This window comes from Micromonospora sp. NPDC049836, assembly GCF_044465125.1.
GTDB lineage: Bacteria > Actinomycetota > Actinomycetes > Mycobacteriales > Micromonosporaceae > Micromonospora.
Genome location: NZ_JBITLH010000005.1, coordinates 174341 through 191698, shown reverse-complemented (window position 1 = coordinate 191698; position 17358 = coordinate 174341). Strand labels below are relative to the sequence as shown.

Annotated in this window: 12 protein-coding genes; 9 read left to right on the top strand and 3 right to left on the bottom strand. The window is 73.1% G+C overall.

The window, feature by feature from the left end; translation table 11 throughout:
• Positions 1-29: 29 nt before the first annotated feature.
• The 6 genes from ACIBPB_RS15500 (at position 30) to ACIBPB_RS15475 (ending at position 6812) form a co-directional block, all read left to right on the top strand.
• Positions 30-1358, top strand: a complete 1329-nt coding sequence (locus tag ACIBPB_RS15500) for an ABC transporter substrate-binding protein (protein ID WP_396840270.1) — start codon at positions 30-32, stop codon at positions 1356-1358.
• A 6-nt stretch (positions 1359-1364) separates the two neighbouring features.
• Positions 1365-2330, top strand: coding sequence for a carbohydrate ABC transporter permease (locus tag ACIBPB_RS15495; RefSeq protein ID WP_396840269.1), 966 nt, complete (start codon positions 1365-1367; stop codon positions 2328-2330).
• A gap of 10 nt (positions 2331-2340) precedes the next feature.
• A complete protein-coding gene (locus ACIBPB_RS15490) occupies positions 2341-3165 on the top strand; it encodes a carbohydrate ABC transporter permease (RefSeq protein ID WP_396840268.1) in 825 nt (274 codons plus the stop codon).
• A complete protein-coding gene (locus ACIBPB_RS15485; RefSeq protein WP_396840267.1) occupies positions 3162-4178 on the top strand; it encodes a glycoside hydrolase family 43 protein in 1017 nt (338 codons plus the stop codon). Before ACIBPB_RS15490 ends, ACIBPB_RS15485 begins: the two co-directional genes overlap by 4 nt.
• Positions 4179-4440: 262 nt before the next feature.
• The gene (locus ACIBPB_RS15480; protein WP_396840266.1) at positions 4441-6102 is read left to right on the top strand and encodes a glycoside hydrolase family 10 protein; all 1662 of its coding nucleotides are present in this window, start codon (positions 4441-4443) and stop codon (positions 6100-6102) included.
• A gap of 170 nt (positions 6103-6272) precedes the next feature.
• Positions 6273-6812, top strand: coding sequence for a phospholipase (locus tag ACIBPB_RS15475; protein WP_396840265.1), 540 nt, complete (start codon positions 6273-6275; stop codon positions 6810-6812).
• Positions 6813-6884: 72 nt separating this feature from the next.
• Here the strand turns inward: ACIBPB_RS15475 and ACIBPB_RS15470 are convergent, their stop codons facing one another.
• Positions 6885-9686, bottom strand: coding sequence for an ATP-binding protein (locus ACIBPB_RS15470; RefSeq protein ID WP_396840264.1), 2802 nt, complete (start codon positions 9684-9686; stop codon positions 6885-6887).
• 156 nt (positions 9687-9842) lie between these two features.
• A complete protein-coding gene (locus ACIBPB_RS15465; RefSeq protein WP_396840263.1) occupies positions 9843-10064 on the bottom strand; it encodes a zinc ribbon domain-containing protein in 222 nt (73 codons plus the stop codon).
• A gap of 38 nt (positions 10065-10102) precedes the next feature.
• Here ACIBPB_RS15465 and ACIBPB_RS15460 point away from each other — a divergent pair, with 38 nt between their 5' ends.
• The 3 genes from ACIBPB_RS15460 (at position 10103) to ACIBPB_RS15450 (ending at position 15983) form a co-directional block, all read left to right on the top strand.
• Entirely contained in the window at positions 10103-11527 is a 1425-nt protein-coding gene (locus ACIBPB_RS15460) for a lytic murein transglycosylase (protein WP_396840262.1), read from the top strand.
• A 72-nt stretch (positions 11528-11599) separates the two neighbouring features.
• Positions 11600-12616, top strand: a complete 1017-nt coding sequence (locus ACIBPB_RS15455) for a GNAT family N-acetyltransferase (RefSeq protein WP_396840588.1) — start codon at positions 11600-11602, stop codon at positions 12614-12616.
• A 94-nt stretch (positions 12617-12710) separates the two neighbouring features.
• Entirely contained in the window at positions 12711-15983 is a 3273-nt protein-coding gene (locus ACIBPB_RS15450; protein WP_396840261.1) for a lamin tail domain-containing protein, read from the top strand.
• A gap of 390 nt (positions 15984-16373) precedes the next feature.
• Here ACIBPB_RS15450 and hemB read toward each other — a convergent pair whose 3' ends face one another.
• Positions 16374-17357 (bottom strand): porphobilinogen synthase, encoded by a 984-nt coding sequence (gene hemB, locus ACIBPB_RS15445; protein ID WP_396840260.1) that lies wholly within the window; start codon positions 17355-17357, stop codon positions 16374-16376.
• Position 17358 lies beyond the last annotated feature (1 nt).

Sequence of the window (17358 nt, the reverse complement as noted above, 5' to 3'; positions counted from 1 at the left end):
TACCGCATCCCGTCCCCCAAGGAGTGAGCATGATCCAGAACGAGATGAGCCGACGACGGCTGCTCGGCCTCGGCGTCGGGCTCGGCGCCGCGGCCACGCTCTCGCTGGCCGGCTGCGGCGGCGGCAGCGCCACCACGTCCACCGGAGCCGGCAACGGCGGCAAGGACTACACGGGGCCGAAGGTCGACCTGAAGCTGTGGAACGGCTTCACCGGCGGCGACGGTGACATCTTCAAGAAGCTCGTCGAGCAGTTCAACACCGAGCACCAGAACATCGCGGTCAGCGTGGTCACCTACGAGTGGCAGGATTACTACAGCAAGCTGCCCGGCGCGGTCTCCAGCGGCAACGGACCGGACATCGCGGTCATGCACATGGACCAGCTCGCCACCTTCGCCGCCCGTGGCGTGATCACGGAGCTGGACGACGTGGCCAAGACCCTGGAGCTGAGCGAGGGCGACTTCGCCCCCACGGTCTGGAAGGGCGGCCTCTACCACGACAAGCGGTACGGCATCCCGCTGGACATGCACCCGCTCGGCCTCTACTACAACAAGGCGGTCCTGCAGAAGGGCGGCCTGGACCCGAACAAGCCGCCGACGACGCGGGACGAGTACACCGCGGCGCTGGCCGAGCTGAAGAAGGCCGGCGTGCAGGGCTTCTGGGTCAGCCCGTTCCAGTTCACCGGCGGCATGACCTTCTACAGCCTGCTGCACCAGTGGGGCGGCACCCTGTTCGACGCCGAGGTGGCGAAGGCGACCTTCAACTCGGACCCGGCGGTCGAGGCGTGCGGCTGGCTGGTCGACATGATCAAGCAGGGCTACTCGCCGGCCAACGTCGGCCAGGACGCCGACTACCTGGCGCTCAAGAGCGGCAAGAACGCCTTCAACTGGAACGGCATCTGGCAGATCAACGACCTGAAGAAGAGCCCGGACGTGCAGTGGGGCGTCGCCCCGCTGCCGCAGATCGGCAGCCAGCAGGCCGCCTGGGCGAACTCGCACAACTTCACCATCGTCAAGCAGCGCGCCGCCAACGACAACAAGGTGTCCGGGGCGAAGGTCTTCATCAACTGGCTCAGCCAGCACTCCCTGGACTGGGCCAAGGGCGGCCAGATCCCGGCCCGCAAGGCGGTCCGGGAGGGCGCCGAGTTCAAGGCCCTGCCGGAGATCAGCGCGCTCGCCCCCGAGCTGGAGTACGCGGCCTTCCCGCCGGCCGCGCCGGGCCTCGGCGAGGTCATGACCACCTTCTACAACTCCTTCAACGAGGCGGCGCTGGGCAAGAAGTCGCCGAAGCAGGCGCTGGACGACGGCGTGGCCAAGGCCAACAAGCAGCTCGAGGACAACCGCAAGAAGTACGGGAGCTGATCCGCCGTGGCGGACGTGATCGAGGCCGGGGCGGCGCGTGCCGACGCGCCGCCCCCGGCGGGGCGGACCCGCCGCCGGGGCGGGGTCACCGAGCGGGGACACCGGGCGACCCCGTACCTCTTCCTCGCGCCGTACCTGATCCTGTTCCTGGTCTTCGGCCTGGCGCCGATCCTGTTCGGCGCCTGGATCAGCCTGCACCAGTGGGACCTCCAACTGCCGAACCGTCCCTTCATCGGCCTCGGCAACTACCGGGACCTCTTCTCCAGCGACTCGGCGATCTACGGCGACTGGTGGTCCAGCGTCCGCGCGACCGGGATCTTCACGGTGCTCTCCGTGCCGCTGCTGGTGGTCGTCCCGCTCGGGCTGGCGCTGCTGCTCAACCGGTCCTTCCCGGGGCGGACCTTCTTCCGGGCCGCCTTCTTCGCCCCGTACGTCCTCGGCGTCGCGGTGATCGGCCTGCTCTGGCGCTTCCTGCTGGACGCCAACCTCGGCCTGGTCAACCGGCTGCTCGGGATGGTGGGCCTCCCCTCGGACACCCCGTGGGTGACCGACGTGCCGTGGGCGTGGGTCTCCCTGGTCGGCGTGACGGTCTGGTGGACCTGCGGCTTCAACGCGGTGATCTACCTGGCCGGGCTCCAGGACATCCCGGCGGAGCTGTACGAGGCGGCCCGGGTGGACGGCGCCAACGGCTGGGACCGTTTCCGGCACGTCACCCTGCCGGGGCTGCGGCCGGTGCTGCTCTTCGTGCTCACCACCACGATCCTCGCCTCGGCGAACGTCTTCGGGCAGTCGTTCCTGATCACCCAGGGCGCACCGGGCGAGCAGACCCGCACGGTGGTCTGGCGGATCGTCGACGAAGGGCTGCGCGACTACGACGCGGGCCGGGCGGCCGCGATGAGCGTGCTCTTCGCGCTCATGCTGGCCGTGGTCAGCATCGTCAACTTCCGGCTGTTCCGCTACCGGGAAGACTGAGGGGGCCACCATGACGACCGTGCGCCGGGTCGGGCGCTACGCCGTGCTGATCGGGATCACCGCGGTGTTCGTGACCCCGCTGGTGTGGATGCTCCTCACCTCGCTCAAGACGTACGCCGACGCGCAGCAGGACCCGCCGAGTTGGCTGCCGGACCCGTTCTCCACGTACGGCTACGACCAGATCGTCCACAACACCGCCAACCCGGTGCTGCGCTGGTTCGTCAACAGCATGCTGGCGGCCAGCCTGCACACCCTGCTGGTGCTGGCCACCGCGTCGATGGCCGCGTACGCCCTGGCCCGGCTGCGGTTCCACGGCCGGCGGTTGAGCTTCGCGCTGATCGTCGGGACGCTCTTCCTCCCGCCCACCTCGCTGATCATCCCGAACTTCGTGATCGCCGAGCGGCTGGGTTGGATCGACACCCTGACCGTGGTGGTCGTGCCCGGGGCGGCGAGCGCGTTCGGGGTGTTCTTCCTGCGCCAGTTCTTCCTCTCCATCCCGCGTGAGCTGGAGGAGGCGGCGGTGCTGGACGGGGCGAACCACTGGGAGGTGTTCACCCGGGTGCTGCTGCCGCTGTCGAAGCCGGCCCTGGCCACCCTGGCGGTGCTGTCGTTCCTGACCAACTGGAACGACTTCCTCTGGCCGGTCTACGTGCTGTTCAGCCCCGAGCGGCTGACCCTGCCGGCCGGGCTCGGCCTGCTCCAGGGCGCGTACGTGACCGACTACCCGGTCATCATGGCCGGGGCGGTGCTGGCCAGCGTGCCGGTGCTGATCCTCTTCGTGTTCGCCCAGCGTCACGTCATCCAGGGCGTCTCGCGCAGCGGCCTGAAGGGATGACCGGACCCGGACGGCGGCAAGCCGGCGCGGCAGCGGCCCTCGCCGCCGCGCTGCTCGCCGCCGGCTGCGCCGCCGAACCCACCCCGTCGAGTACGCCGGAGGACGGCCCCGTGTTCACCAATCCGGTCATCCGGACCGACGCCCCCGACCCGCAGGCGATCCGGGTCGGCGAGGCCTGGTACCTGGTCCACACCAACGCGGGCGGCCGCAACGTGCCCGTGCACACCTCCCCCGACCTGGTCGACTGGACGGCGGCCGGTGACGCCCTGCCGGAGCTGCCGGCCTGGGCCGACCCGGGCCGGACCTGGGCGCCCGAGCTGATCCAGCTCGCCCCGGACCGGTTCGTCCTCTACTACACGGTGGCCGACCGGGCCTCCGGGCGGCAGTGCCTCGGGCGGGCGGTGGCGGCCACCCCGCTGGGTCCGTACCGGGACGACTCGACCGGGCCGCTGGTGTGCCAGGCGGAGCTGGGCGGGTCGATCGACGCCAGCCCGTACCGGGACGCCGACGGCACGCTCTGGCTGCTGTGGAAGAACGACGGCAACGCCATCGGGGTGGACAGCTGGCTCTGGTCGCAGCGGCTCAGCGACGACGGCCTGCGCCTGGTGGGCACGCCGACGAAGCTGCTCAAGCAGACCGAGCCCTGGGAGGGCAGCCTGGTCGAGGGGCCCTTCTTCCACCGGCACGACGGGCGGCTCCACCTCTTCTTCGCCGCGAACGCCTACGACCGGGCGAGCTACGCCGAGGGCTACGCGGTCTGCGCGGGGCCCACCGGGCCGTGTGTGAAGGCCGCGGAGAATCCGATCCTGCGGTCGAACGGGGTCGCCTCCGGCCCGGGCCACGCCTCCATCGTGGAGAAGGACGGCCGCACCTGGCTGCTCTACCACGCCTGGCCGCCGGGCCAGGAGGGCAGCACCGACCCGGGCCGCCAGGTCTGGCTCGACGAGGTGGTGTGGACCGACGGCAGGCCCGTCGTCAAGGGCCCCACCCAGGGCCCGCAGCCCCGCCCCTGACCCCGCACCCCAGCCGGAGAGCGACCGGACCTCGGCGACGGAAGGTGTCGAACAGGTCACGGACCGGGGTGGGCTCCGTCGCGCCCTCGGATGTTCGGCCCGACCTGCGCATCGATCCGTCACGGGGTCTTGCGCCACCTCCGGATTGATGAAAGTTTCCTACCAGGGACAGATATCGTGCGGCGAATCTTGCCGGATGCGCCGGACGTCCGCCATCACCTGACACCGCCCACCGTGAGCCCCAACGAAGGGACCGCACCGCATGAAGGCAACTCGGCTCAGAGCCGCCGGGCTGGCCGTGGCGCTGCTCGGCACGCTCGTCGCCGCCGCCCCCGCCAGCGCCGCGGAGCGCGACACGGCGACCGATGCCACCGCCACCACCTGTGTCACCGACCCGGCCGTCCCGAAGCGGCAGTTCCGGGCCATGTGGATCGCCTCGGTGACGAACATCGACTGGCCCAGCAAGGACTCCTGGACCGCCCCGGACCAGGTCGCCAAGCAGAAGGCCGAATACCTGGCCTGGCTCGACCTGGCCCAGAAGCTCAACCACAACGCCGTCGTGGTCCAGGTCCGCCCGACCGCCGACGCGTTCTGGCCCTCCCCGGTCGAGCCCTGGTCGGAATACCTGACCGGGGTGCGCGGCCAGGACCCGGGCTGGGACCCGCTGGCCTTCCTGGTCGAGGAGTCGCACAAGCGCAACCTCGAGTTCCACGCCTGGATGAACCCGTACCGGGTGTCCATGCCGGCCCCCGGCGGCGCGGGCGCCGACATCAGCAAGCTCGCCCCGAACCACCCGGTGCGCCAGCACCCGGACTGGGTGTTCGCGTACCCGCCGGCCGGGGTCGCCGGCAGCCGGCTCTACTACAACCCCGGCATCCCCGAGGTCCGCGAGTTCGTCCAGACCGCGATGATGGACGCCGTCAAGCGGTACGACATCGACGGCGTGCACTTCGACGACTACTTCTACCCGTACCCGAGCGGCACGTACCAGTACCCGGACGACGCCACCTTCGCGGCGTACAACCGCGGCTTCACCGACCGGGCCGACTGGCGGCGGGACAACATCAACCTGCTGATCCAGGAGATGGCCGCCAAGATCAAGGCGGCGAAGCCGTGGGTGAAGTTCGGCGTCAGCCCGTTCGGCATCTGGCGCAACAAGTCCGCCGACCCGAACGGCTCGGACACCACCGGCTCCCAGTCGTACGACATCATCTCCGCCGACACCCGCAAGTGGGTCAAGGAGGAGTGGATCGACTACATCGTGCCGCAGCTCTACTGGTACATCGGGCAGTACCCGGCCGCCGACTACGCCCGGCTGGTGCCGTGGTGGGCGGAGACCGTGCGCGGCACCAACGTCCAGCTCTACATCGGCCAGGCCGACTACAAGAGCGGTGACCCGGCGTACGGGTCGTTCTGGATGAACCCGCAGGAGCTGTCGAACCACCTGACGCTCAACCGGTCGTACCCGGAGGTGCTCGGCAACGTGCACTTCTCCGCGGTGCAGGTGCGGGCCAACCGGCTCGGCGCCACCGACATCTACGCGGCCGAGCACTACTCCCGCCCCGCGCTGGTGCCCACCATGTCGCAGCTGCCGTCCCGGCCGCTGCTGTTCCCGGTGGTCACCGGGGCGCAGCGGCAGGACGACGGGATCCGGCTGAGCTGGCGGCAGCCGGCGAACGGCAAGGGCCCCTTCGGCACCGCCACCGGCTACGCGATCTACCGCTTCGACGGGGTCGTCGCGGCCGGCACGTGCGACTTCGCCGACGCGTCCCACCTGGTCGCCTCGGTGCGCGGCACCGACGACGCCGTGCAGTCCTGGGTGGACACCACGGCTTCGGCCGACAACCGCTACACCTACTACGTGCGGGCGCTGGACCGGTCCTGGAACGAGGGTCCGGTCGGGCCGGCGCGGGTCGTGGGCTGATCGACCGACGAATGCCCCGGACGCCCCGGCGTCCGGGGCATTCGTCTGTTTGGACGCATGTCACCAACCCGCCGGCCGGCTCGTCGCCCGGCGCCGGCCCATTGATCGACACTGATCGACACCCGGACATCCCCGGTGACCCGTCCCTCGCCCACCCCGCGGAGGTTCCCGTGTCCCGACGTCTCACCACCGCCCTCGCCGCCGGCATGTTCGCCCTGCTCATCGCCCTCGGCGTCGGCTCACCCGCGGCCGCCGCGGTGAGCACCGAACAGAAGCTCTCCGTGCTCTCCAGCTGGACCCAGACCAGCGCCACCAGCTACAACGCCTGGAACGCCGGCCGGCTCAACAAGGCCGCCTGGTCCGAGTACGCCTTCGACTGGTCCACCGACTACTGCTCGTCCAGCCCGGACAACCCGCTCGGCTTCAGCTTCAACCTCTCCTGCTACCGGCACGACTTCGGCTACCGCAACTACAAGGCGATGGGCGTGTTCTCCGCCAACAAGTCCCGGCTGGACAGCGCCTTCTACGCCGACCTGAAGCGGGTCTGCGCCACGTACAACACCGTGGTCCGCCCCGCCTGCTACAGCCTCGCCTGGACCTACTACCAGGCGGTCAGCATCTTCGGCTCGGTCGCCGCCGTGCAGCAGGCGGACATCGACCGGGCCGCCCGGATGAAGGCCGACGCCGAACGCCGCGCCGCCGCCCGCTGACCCACCGGCCACCACCCCGACCAGGGGGTTCGCGTCCCCCGGGACACCCGGAGCAGGACGCGGACCTCCTGGTCAGCTCGCGCTGGAGCGGCGGGACGCCGGCGCGGTGAACCGCGGCGAGTCCGCCGCGAGGTCCGGGTGCCCGACGTCCAGGGCCAGCTCGGCGGCGTCCTCGATGGGCAGCTCGGCACCCGCGCCGTACGCCGCGTCGAACACCTCGTCGCCCAGCGCACGCCGCAGCTCCGCCTGCTGGTGCTGCCAGTACGGCCCGTAGATGCCCGGCGTCGCCCGCAGGTACGCCCGGGTGGCCTGGGCCGCCCCGAAGAGCCGGGCCGCGATCAGCAGGTCCCCGCCCAGCGCGCAGCGCACCGCGATCGCGTTCAACGTGTCGCAGGCCCGCCCCAGATAGCCGTGACTCATCCGGGACCGGAACGCCACCAGCAGGTGCTCGTGCGCGGCGACCAGATCGCCCCGGGCCAGCGCCACCATGCCGAGCAGCATGTCCACCGACCGGCGGCCCCGCTCGACCGGGCGGACCGCCTCCACCGGGCGGGCCGCGCCGAGCAGCTCGGCCGACTCGTCCAGCGCCCCCCGGCGCCAGAGCAGCTCGGCGAGGTTGTAGACGGCGCGCAGCGCATCCGAGACGACGTCCTGCGCGGACGCCCAGTCGATCACCTCACGGCAGACCCGTTCCGCCTCGGCGAACTGTCCCATGTCGACCAGCGGCCCGGCCCGCCCGGCCAGCACCCGGGCCAGCAGCCCCAGGTCGCCGGCCTGCCGGGCGGCCGCCTCCGCGCGCTGCGAGTAGCGCAGCTCCTCGGCGAACTCGCCGTCCGCCCCGGCGTGCAGCGAGTGCATGTGGTACGCCGCCGCCAGCTCCGCCTCCGGGATCGCCTCGCCCGTCTCGGCGATCCGGCCGTAGAGCCGGAACAGCCAGAGCCGCCCCTCACGGGCCAGCCCCCGCTCCCGCCACCACTGGTCCAGCCCGCCGGCCAGGTGCAGCCCCGAGCGGGCGCTGCCGCCCGTGGCGCACCAGCGCAGCGCCGCCCGCAGCTCCCCGGCGAGCGGGTCCAGCGCGTACAGGGAGAGCGTGACCGGGCGACCGTCCGGGCCCAGGTGGGCCTGTTCCAGCGCGTGCCGGGACCAGGCCACGTGCCGGTCCCGGGCGGTCCGTTCCTCACCGGCCTCGACCAGCCGGCGGGCCGCGTACGCCCGGATCGGGTCGAGCATCCGGTAGGTGCTGCCCGAGGCGTGCGGCTCGGCCAGCACCATCGACTTGTCCACCAGCACCGAGAGCGGGTCGAGCGGGTCGTCGTCGAGCAGCCACTGCACCGTGGACAGGTCCACCGGTCCGGCGAAGACCGCCAGCCAGCGCAGCAGCCGGGCCGAGCGGGCCCCCAGCGTCCGGTAGGACCAGGTGACCGTGGCCTGCATGGTCAGGTGGCGCTCGCTCGCCGAACGCTGCAACTCCCGGCTCGCCGACGTGGCCGGGGCGGCACCGGTGGCGGCCGCCACCAGGTCGACGGTGTCCTGCTGGTTGCCGCTCCAGGCGGCCTCCACCGGCAACGGCTCCGGCTCCGGCTCCGCCCGCCCGGCGTCCAGGGTGCCCAGCATGTCATCGAGCCGCTCGGCGAGCTGGCCGGCCGAGAGCACCCGCATCCGAGCTGCGGCCAGCTCGATGGCGAGCGGCAGCCCGTCCAGCCGGCGGACCACCCGCCGCAGGTCGGCCTGCTCGGCGGGATCCGGCGCCCGGCCACCCCGGGCGGCCGTCGTCCGGTCCACCAGCAGCGCCACCGCGTCGCTCGCCCCGCCACCCGGGCCCGGGTCGACCGAGAGCGGCGGGATCCGCCAGACCACCTCACCGGGCACCCCGAACGACTCCCGGCTGGTGGCGAGCACCCGCACCCCCCGGCCGCCGGCCAGCAACCGGGAGATCACCTCGGCCGACGCCGCCGGCTGCGCGTCGCAGGTGTCCAGCACGACCAGCATCCGGCGGGCCGCCGCGTACTCGACCAGGGTGTCCACCATCGGGCGGCCCGGCTCCGGGCGCAGCCCGAGCACGGCGGCGATCTCGAACGCCACCAGCCCCGGGTCGGTCACCGCGGCGACGTCGACGAACCACACCCCGTCCGGGTACGCCTCGACGATCCCCGAGGCCAGCTCCACGGCCAGCCGCGTCTTGCCGGCGCCGCCCGCGCCCAGCACGGTCACCAGGCGGTACGTCTCGACCAGCCGGCGCAGCTCGGCCCGCTCCACCTCCCGGCCGACGAACGAGGTGACCTGGGTGGGCAGGTTGTGCGCCACCGCGTCGGCGGTACGCGGCCGCGGGAAGCTCCGCTCCAGCCCGGGCGCCACCAGCTGGAACAGGCGTTCCCGGTCGTCGAAGCCGCGCAACCGGTGCAGCCCCAGGTCCAGCAGGGACGCCCCGTCCGGGAGCGGGTCGGCGTGCCGGGCGGTCGCCGCCGAGCAGAGCACCTGTCCACCGTGGGCGGCGGCGGCCACCCGCGCCGCCCGGTGCACCTCGGGGCTGGCGTACTCGCCGTCGCGGGGCTCGGCGTAGCCGGTGTGCAGGCCCATCCGCACCCGCGGCGCGGCCTCCGGCGTGGGCCAGTCGTGGCTGGCCAGGGCCCGCTGGGCGGTGAGGCAGGCGCTGACCGCCGCGGCGGCGTCGCGGAAGGCGAGGAAGAACGAGTCACCCTCGGTCAGCAGCTCCGCCCCGTCGGTGCCGGCCAACGTGTCCCGCAGCAGCCGGCGGTGTTCCCGCAGTACGGGGCGGTAGCCCGGACCGAGCAGCTGGGCCAGCCGCGTCGAGCTCTCGATGTCGGTGAACACGAACGTCACCCAACCGCTCGGGAGGTGGAACCCTGGCGACATGCGTGGAACCTCCGCCCCTGACGTCGGTCTCATGCTGCCCTATGGTCACGCGGTCACGCATCGTGAGAACGGCCGGGCAGATTCCGACTCAAGGTGCCAAAGGAAAACACCGCCGGCAAGGTACAGATCGACCGGCGAGGGGAGACGGACGGCCGGTCAGCAGCCGCAGGCGCCGCCGCAGCAGCCCCCGCCGGCCGGGGCCGCGCCGCCGCCGGCCGGACCCGCGCCGCCCCGGCCGGTGACCGCGACGGTGGAGAGCAGCTTCACGGTGTCGGTGTGGCCCTGCGGGCAGGACGCGGGCTGGCCGGCCTCGGCCATCGGCCGGTTGACCTCGAAGGTGTCGCCGCAGGCGCGGCAGCGGAAGTCGTAGCGGGGCATGCCATCAGGGTACGACCGGGCCTGACGTGCCGGCAGGCATGGGTGATACTCGACGGGTGGTGGACGGCGAGGAGCGATCGACGATTCGACCCCTGCGACCGGCCGCGCCGCCCGACGGCGTCGGCCCGGCGCCGCTCCCCCGACCCCGCCGCGCCGAGCGCCGCCAGCCGGCCCCCGCCCCGCCGGAGCCGGCCGCCGCCGGTCCCGCCGCTCCCGGGAGCGCCCCGGCCGCCGACGCGCCACCGGCCGACAACACACCTCCGGCCGGCGAAACCAAGCCCACCGGCACCACCCCGACGCCCCCGGACCCGCCGCCGACCGGCGACCCGGCGGCCACCGCCCCGACCGGCCCGGACGCGGCTCCGACCGGCGACCCGGCGGCCACCGGCGCCGGGGCCGCCGAGGCGGAGGCGGCGGACGACGCGAGGCCCACCGGCGCCGCCGCGACCGGTTCGACGGCGACGGCCACGGACGACGGCGGGACGGCCGGGGCCGGCAGAGCGGAGAGCCCTCGCCCGGGTCGGCGCCGGCGGGTGCCGTTCGCGCACGCCGTGCGGCTGCCGGGGCCCCGGCAGCTCGCGGTCGGCGCGGCCCGGGCCACCCGGGCCTGGTCCCGCCGCCCGAGCGGGCGGGCGGCCGTACCGGGCATCTTCCTGCTCGCCCTGGTCGGGGCGACCGCGGCGGCGGGCGCGCTGGTGGTCCCGGCCACCGTGCACCGGTCGCGGCCGGTGGCCGTCGACGTGACCGCGTCCGCCTCCGCCGGCGTACCGCAGGGCGGTCCGACCCCCGGGACGACCGACCTGGGGCTGCCCGGCGGGCCGCTGCCGACCCAGACGGCGCTGCCCGGTGGCGCGCAGCCGACCGGCCCGGGGGTCGGGCTGCCGACCGGCCGGCCGGCGGACGCCCTGGCCGGCTGGGCACAGCAGCTCAGCCCGACGACCGGCATCCCGGTGGTGGCGTTGCAGGCGTACGGCTACGCCGAATGGGTGCTCAGCCAGACCCAGCGCAGCTGCCAGCTCAGCTGGACCACGCTGGCCGCGATCGGGTACGTGGAGTCCCGGCACGGCTCCGCCAACGGCGCGAAGCTCCAGCCCACCGGTGTCTCCACCCCGGAGATCGTCGGTGACCCGCTCGACGGCCAGGGTGGCCGGTCCCGGATCCTCGACACCGACCGGGGTGTGCTCGACCACGACACGGTCTACGACCGCGCGCTCGGCCCGATGCAGTTCATCCCGAGCACCTGGCAGGAGATCGGCGCGGACGCCGACGACGACGGCGCGAAGAACCCGCACGACATCGACGACGCGGCCCTGGCGGCAGGCAACTACCTGTGCAAGGGCGGCCGGAACATGACCATCCCCGGCGACTGGTGGGGCGCCATCCTGTCGTACAACGATGTACGCCGGTACGCCCAGGACGTCTTCAGCAAAGCGGACGAGTACGGGCGGCTCAGCGGTACGTGACGTGACGGCTCGCGTACATTCGCGGACTGAGCCCTTCCCCCGGGCACCCGTTACCGGCAAGCTAGACGGGTGATGGTGCGCGAGTGGGACCCCCGGACCGCGTCGTCCGCCGAGATCGCGTCGCTGTTGGACACGCTGAACGCGGTCCTGGCGGCCGACCTGCCGCAGGATCCGCCCTGGCGGGAGAGTTCCCTGCGGGAATACCTCTCCGAGGTGATGTCGGGTGAGCGGCGCCTCTCCTGGATCGCCCAGGACGATCCGGCCCCCGACGGCACCCCGGGTGCCGTCCTGGGGCAGGTGCACGTGCTGCTGCTCGGCGGGATCGGCGTGCTGGAGGTGCTGGTCCATCCGTCGGTCCGCCGCACCGGCCTGGGCCGGGAGTTGGTCCGGGTGGCCGCCCGCCGGGTCTGGGACGAGGGTTTCCAGTCGATCGGCGTCGAGGTGGTCGGCGACACCCCGGCCGTGGCGTTCTACGAGTCGCTCGGCTTCGTCCGGGAGTACGTGGAGACCCGCAGCGTGCTCGACCTGGGCGCGGTCGACTGGCCGACGCTGACCGAGATGGCCAGCGGCATCGGGGCCGGCTACCACCTGGAGTTCTGCCCGGGCGGCCTGCCCGACGAGCTGCTCGCGCCGTACGCGCGGGCCAAGGCCGAGGTGCGCGACGTCGACGACGGTGAGCTGCGGCCCAGCTCGTACGACCCGGAGCGGCTGCGGGACAGCCTCGACACCCTGCACCGGCGGGGCATGAAGCCGTACATCGTGCTGGCCCTGCACGAGCGGACCGGCGAGGTGGCCGGGCTGACCGAGGTGGTGGTGCCGGCGCAGCACCCGACCCGGGCCGACCAGTACGACACCATCGTGGTCCGGGACCACCGCGGCTACGGCATCGACCGGGCCATCAAGGCGCGGATGCTGCTGGAGCTGCGCTCGGCCGAGCCGGCGCTGGCCGAGGTGCAGACCTGGAACGCGCAGGCCAACGAGGCCATGCTCAAGGTCAACGCGGAGCTGGGCTACCGCCCCGACCGGGACTGGTGCGAATACAGCGTGGACGTCGCCGAGCTGGTGCATCGGCTCGACGCGCACCGATGACAGATATTCACCAAACGGCTGCCCGGGGGATGGACGGCGGGCGGTAACGCCCCTTAACGTGCGTTAGTTCCCGCCCACCCATCGTGGAGGCTTCATGCGCCCGCGCCGCACCCTAGCCGCGCTCGCGACCACCGCCGCCGTCTCCCTGACGGCCATCGGCGTCGCACCCCCCGCGGCCAGCGCCGCGCCCACCGACCTGTTCATCTCCGAGTACGTCGAGGGGTCGTCCAACAACAAGGCCGTCGAGCTGTACAACGGCACCGGCGCCCCGGTCGACCTGGCTGCGGGCGGCTACCAGCTCCAGTTCTTCTTCAACGGCGCCCAGACGTCGACGAACGTGGCGCTGAGTGGCACCGTCGCGGCCGGTGACGTCTTCGTCTTCGCCGCCTCGGCGGCCGCGCCGGCGATCCTGGCCGAGGCCGACCAGACGTACGGCGGCTCGCTCTACAACGGCGACGACGCGGTCGTGCTCCGCAAGGGCGGCACGGTGCTCGACGCGATCGGCCAGGTCGGGGTCGACCCGGGCACCGAGTGGGGCACCGGGCTCACCAGCACGGCGGACAACACCCTGCGCCGGCTCCCGTCGATCACCTCGGGCGACACCGACCCGTTGGACGCGTTCGACCCGGCCGCGCAGTGGGCCGGCTTCGCCACCGACACCTTCGACGGCCTGGGCAGCCACCACGTCGACGGGGGCGGTCCGGTCGACCAGCCGGCCACGGTGACCTGCGGCGGCGCGCTGACCGTGGAGGCCGGCGGCACGGCGACCCGGCAGGTGAGCGCCACCGACGCCGACGACACCATCACCGACCTGGCGGTCACCGCGGTCGCCCCGGCGCCGGCGGCCGGCTCGGTGAGCCGTACCGCCTTCACCGCCGCCACCGGCGTGGGGGGCACCGCCACCGCGACGCTGACCGCGACCGGCCTCCCGGCCGGCTCCTACGCGGTCACCGTGACCGCGACGGACGCCGAGGGCGGCACCGCCACCTGCACCCTCACCGTGCAGGCCACCGCGCTGCTGTCGGTGGGCGAGGTGCAGGGCCGCACGGGCGACGACGAGAACGGCCGCACCGACCGGTCCCCGCTCGCCCCGGCCAGCGGCAACGGCACCAGCTCCGCGCTGTACGACGTGCGCGGCGTGATCACCCAGAAGTCGCTGACCCGGTCCTCGGCCGGGGCCGACCAGTGGGGCTTCTACCTGCAGAGCCGCCTCGGCACCGAGGACGGGGACCCGCTCACCGCCGACGGCATCTTCGTCTTCATGGGCTCGTTCACCACGCTGATCGGCGGCTACGCGCCGACCGTCGGTGACGAGGTGGTGCTGCGGGGCCGGGTCTCCGAGTACTTCGACCAGACCCAGCTCTCCAGCGCCTCCCTGGTCCGCAAGCTCGACACCGGCCTGGACGTCGACACCGCGGTGCGGGTGACCGACGCGACCCCGCCGGCCGAGGCGGCCGCCGCCGACCGGTACTGGGAGCGGCACGAGGGTGAGCGGATGCGGGTCCGCTCCGGCAACGGGGTCTCCGCCCCGCGGCACATCTACGCCTCCACCGCCGACTCGGAGGTCTACGTGGTGGACCGCGAGGACCCGATCATGAAGCGGTCCGACCCGTACGCCCGCCGGGTGTTCCGGGACGCTCACCCGCTGGACGACGTCCCGGGCACGCTCTTCGACAACGGCAACAACCAGCGGATCCTGCTCGGCGCCGGCGGCGTGAAGGCGACCGCCGGGGACTCGGCCGCGCTGCTGCCCGAGGCCCGCACCTTCGACACGCTGACCGAGGACGCCTACGGCGCCATCTCGTACGCGTTCAGCAAGTACAGCGTGCAGCCGGAGCAGCTGACGCTGACCGGTGGGGTGGAGCCGGCGGAGAACAACCCGCCGCAGCCGGCCGACCGGAACTCCGAGGTCGCGGTCGCCACCTACAACGTGGAGAACCTGTACGACTACCGGGACGACCCGTTCGACGGCTGCGACTTCGCCGGCAACTCGGGCTGCGCCGGGGTCAGCCCGCCGTTCGACTACGTGCCGGCCAGCGAGGCGGCGTACACCGAGCGGCTGGGCGTGGAGGCCCGGCAGATCGTGAACGATCTGCACAGCCCTGACCTGGTGCTCGTGCAGGAGGCCGAGGACCAGGACATCTGTGCGGTGGCCGACGGCAGACTGGCCTGCGGCGACACCAACAACGCCGACGGCGCGCCGGACACCATCCAGGAGCTGGCGCTGACCATCGCGGCCAACGGCGGGCCCGCCTACGCGGCGGCCTACGACCGGACCGGCGCGGACGCCCGGGGCATCACCTCGGCGTTCCTCTACCGCACCGACCGGCTGACGCTGGCCGAGGCGACCGCCACCGACCCGCTGCTGGGCTCCGCGCCCACGGTCAGCTACCGCTCGGCGGCGCTGCCGTCCAACACGGACGTGCAGAACCCGAAGGCGTTCAACGCGGTGCTGCCGGCCGACGTGGACCGCTCCACCGGGGTGGACGGCAGCAACGTCTACACCCGGGCGGTCCAGCTGGCCAAGTTCACCGTGTCGGCGGCCCCGGGCTCGGCCGAGCACTACACCCTCTGGGCGGCGAGCAACCATTACTCGTCCGGGCCGGACAGCCGGGTCGGGCAGCGGCGGGAGCAGGCCGCGTACGGGGCCGCGGTGGTGCAGGCGGTGGAGGCGAGCGACCCGCACGCGCGAGTCGTGTACGGCGGCGACCTGAACGTGTTCCCGCGGCCGGACGACCCGATCGCCACCGGCGAGAACCCGACCCCGTCGGACCAGCTGGGCCCGCTGTACCAGGCCGGCATGCACAACCTCTGGGACGACCTGGTGGCGGACGTGCCGGCGGCGGCCTACTCATACACCTTCAGCGGGCAGGCCCAGACGCTGGACAACCTCTTCGTCAACGACAAGCTGCACAGCGACCTGGTGCAGGTGCGGGCGGCGCACATCAACGCCGACTACCCGACCGACGCCGAGGGCCTGGGCGACCGGGGGGCCAGTGACCACGACCCGCAGGTGGCCCGGTTCCGCTCCCGCGCGTCGTTGAGCGTGGCGGACGCCGCGGTGGTCGAGGGCGACAAGGGCAACAGCACCATGACGTTCACCGTGACGGTGTCCCGGCCGCTCTCGGTGCCGGCCCTCATCTGCGCCACCACCTACGGCACCACCGCCCAGGCCGGGTCGGACTACGACCCGTACGTGGGCTGCAAGACCCTGGCGGCCGGTCAGACCTCGCTGACCTTCCCGGTGACCGTGCGCGGTGACCGCAAGCGCGAGGCGGACGAGCAGCTCAAGCTGTACGTGGCCGGCGTGCCGGGGCTCCGGCTCGCCGACGTGGTCGGCGTGGGGACCATCCGCAACGACGACTGACGGCTCCACCGCGTAGCGGCCCGCCGTCCGGCTCACCAGCCGGGCGGCGGGCCGATCTCGTGGACCGCCCGCCGCGGCGTGGGAGGTCGGGGCGCCGCCCGGTACTTGGCCACCCGCACCTCCCACTGGCTGAGGCGGCGCAGGGCGTGCCGGACCTCACGGTTGCGGTAGAACGTCTCCGGCGGCCGGGCGAGGCCGTACCGGTCGGCCCACCACTCCCGCGGCTCAGGCCAGTGCTGACCCGCCCCGGATCAGGCCAGGGCCTGACCCGCCCCGGATCAGGCCGGCGCGGGTCGCCCTCAACAAGCTGGCGCCGGTCGGGTGGGTCAGGCCGCTGCCGGGCGACCGGACGAGGGGGGCCGAGGCGGCGGGGAGCTGGCCTCGCGGCGGTCAGTAGCGGGCGCGGAGCAGCTGGGCCGCCTCGACCGCCCAGTAGGTGAGGATGATCTGCGCGCCGGCCCGGCGGATCGAGGTGAGCGTCTCCAGCATCGTCCGCTCCCGGTCGATCCAACCGTTCGCGGCGGCGGCCTCGACCATCGCGTACTCGCCGGAGACCTGGTAGGCGGCGACCGGGACGTCCACAGCGGCCCGGACCGCCGACACCACGTCGAGGTAGGGCAGCGCCGGCTTGACCATCACCATGTCGGCGCCCTCGGCCACGTCCAGCTCGACCTCGCGCAGCGACTCCCGCAGGTTCGCCGGGTCCTGCTGGTAGGTGCGCCGGTCACCCTCCAACGCCGACTCCACCGCGTCCCGGAACGGGCCGTAGAAGGCGGAGGCGTACTTCACGGCGTACGCGAGCACCGAGACGTCCTGATGGCCGGCGGCGTCCAGGGCCCGCCGGACCACGCCGACCTGGCCGTCCATCATCCCGGACGGCCCGACCACGTGGACCCCGGCGTCGGCCTGGGCGACCGCCATCTCGGCGTACGCGGCCAGGGTGGCGTCGTTGTCCACTCCGCCGTCGGGAGTGAGCAGGCCGCAGTGCCCGTGCGAGGTGAACTCGTCCAGGCAGAGGTCGCTCATCACCACGGTCGAGTCACCGACCTCGGAGAGCACGTCCCGGATGGCGACGTTGAGGATGCCGGCCGGGTCGATGCCCCCAGAGCCGGTCTCGTCCCGCGCTGCCGGCACCCCGAAGAGCATGATGCCGCCCACGCCGGCCTGGACCGCCTCCACGGCGGCCTTGCGCAGCGAGTCCCGGGAGTGCTGGAGCACCCCCGGGAGCGACGCCACGGCGCGCGGCTCGGTCAGCCCCTCCTTGACGAACATCGGCACGATCAGCTCGGCCGGGTCGACGCGGGTCTCGGAGACCAGCCGCCGCACGGCGGCGTTGCGACGCAGCCGGCGGGGCCGGATCTCGGGGTACGGCATG

Coding starts and splice junctions, on each gene's coding strand:
- ACIBPB_RS15465 (WP_396840263.1), bottom strand. CDS start 10,064: ATGCCCCGCTACGACTTCCGCTGCCGCGCCTGCGGCGACACCTTCGAG.
- ACIBPB_RS15460 (WP_396840262.1), top strand. CDS start 10,103: ATGGGTGATACTCGACGGGTGGTGGACGGCGAGGAGCGATCGACGATT.
- ACIBPB_RS15455 (WP_396840588.1), top strand. CDS start 11,600: ATGGTGCGCGAGTGGGACCCCCGGACCGCGTCGTCCGCCGAGATCGCG.
- ACIBPB_RS15480 (WP_396840266.1), top strand. CDS start 4,441: ATGAAGGCAACTCGGCTCAGAGCCGCCGGGCTGGCCGTGGCGCTGCTC.
- ACIBPB_RS15490 (WP_396840268.1), top strand. CDS start 2,341: ATGACGACCGTGCGCCGGGTCGGGCGCTACGCCGTGCTGATCGGGATC.
- ACIBPB_RS15500 (WP_396840270.1), top strand. CDS start 30: ATGATCCAGAACGAGATGAGCCGACGACGGCTGCTCGGCCTCGGCGTC.
- ACIBPB_RS15485 (WP_396840267.1), top strand. CDS start 3,162: ATGACCGGACCCGGACGGCGGCAAGCCGGCGCGGCAGCGGCCCTCGCC.
- ACIBPB_RS15470 (WP_396840264.1), bottom strand. CDS start 9,686: ATGTCGCCAGGGTTCCACCTCCCGAGCGGTTGGGTGACGTTCGTGTTC.
- hemB (WP_396840260.1), bottom strand. CDS start 17,357: ATGCCGTACCCCGAGATCCGGCCCCGCCGGCTGCGTCGCAACGCCGCC.
- ACIBPB_RS15450 (WP_396840261.1), top strand. CDS start 12,711: ATGCGCCCGCGCCGCACCCTAGCCGCGCTCGCGACCACCGCCGCCGTC.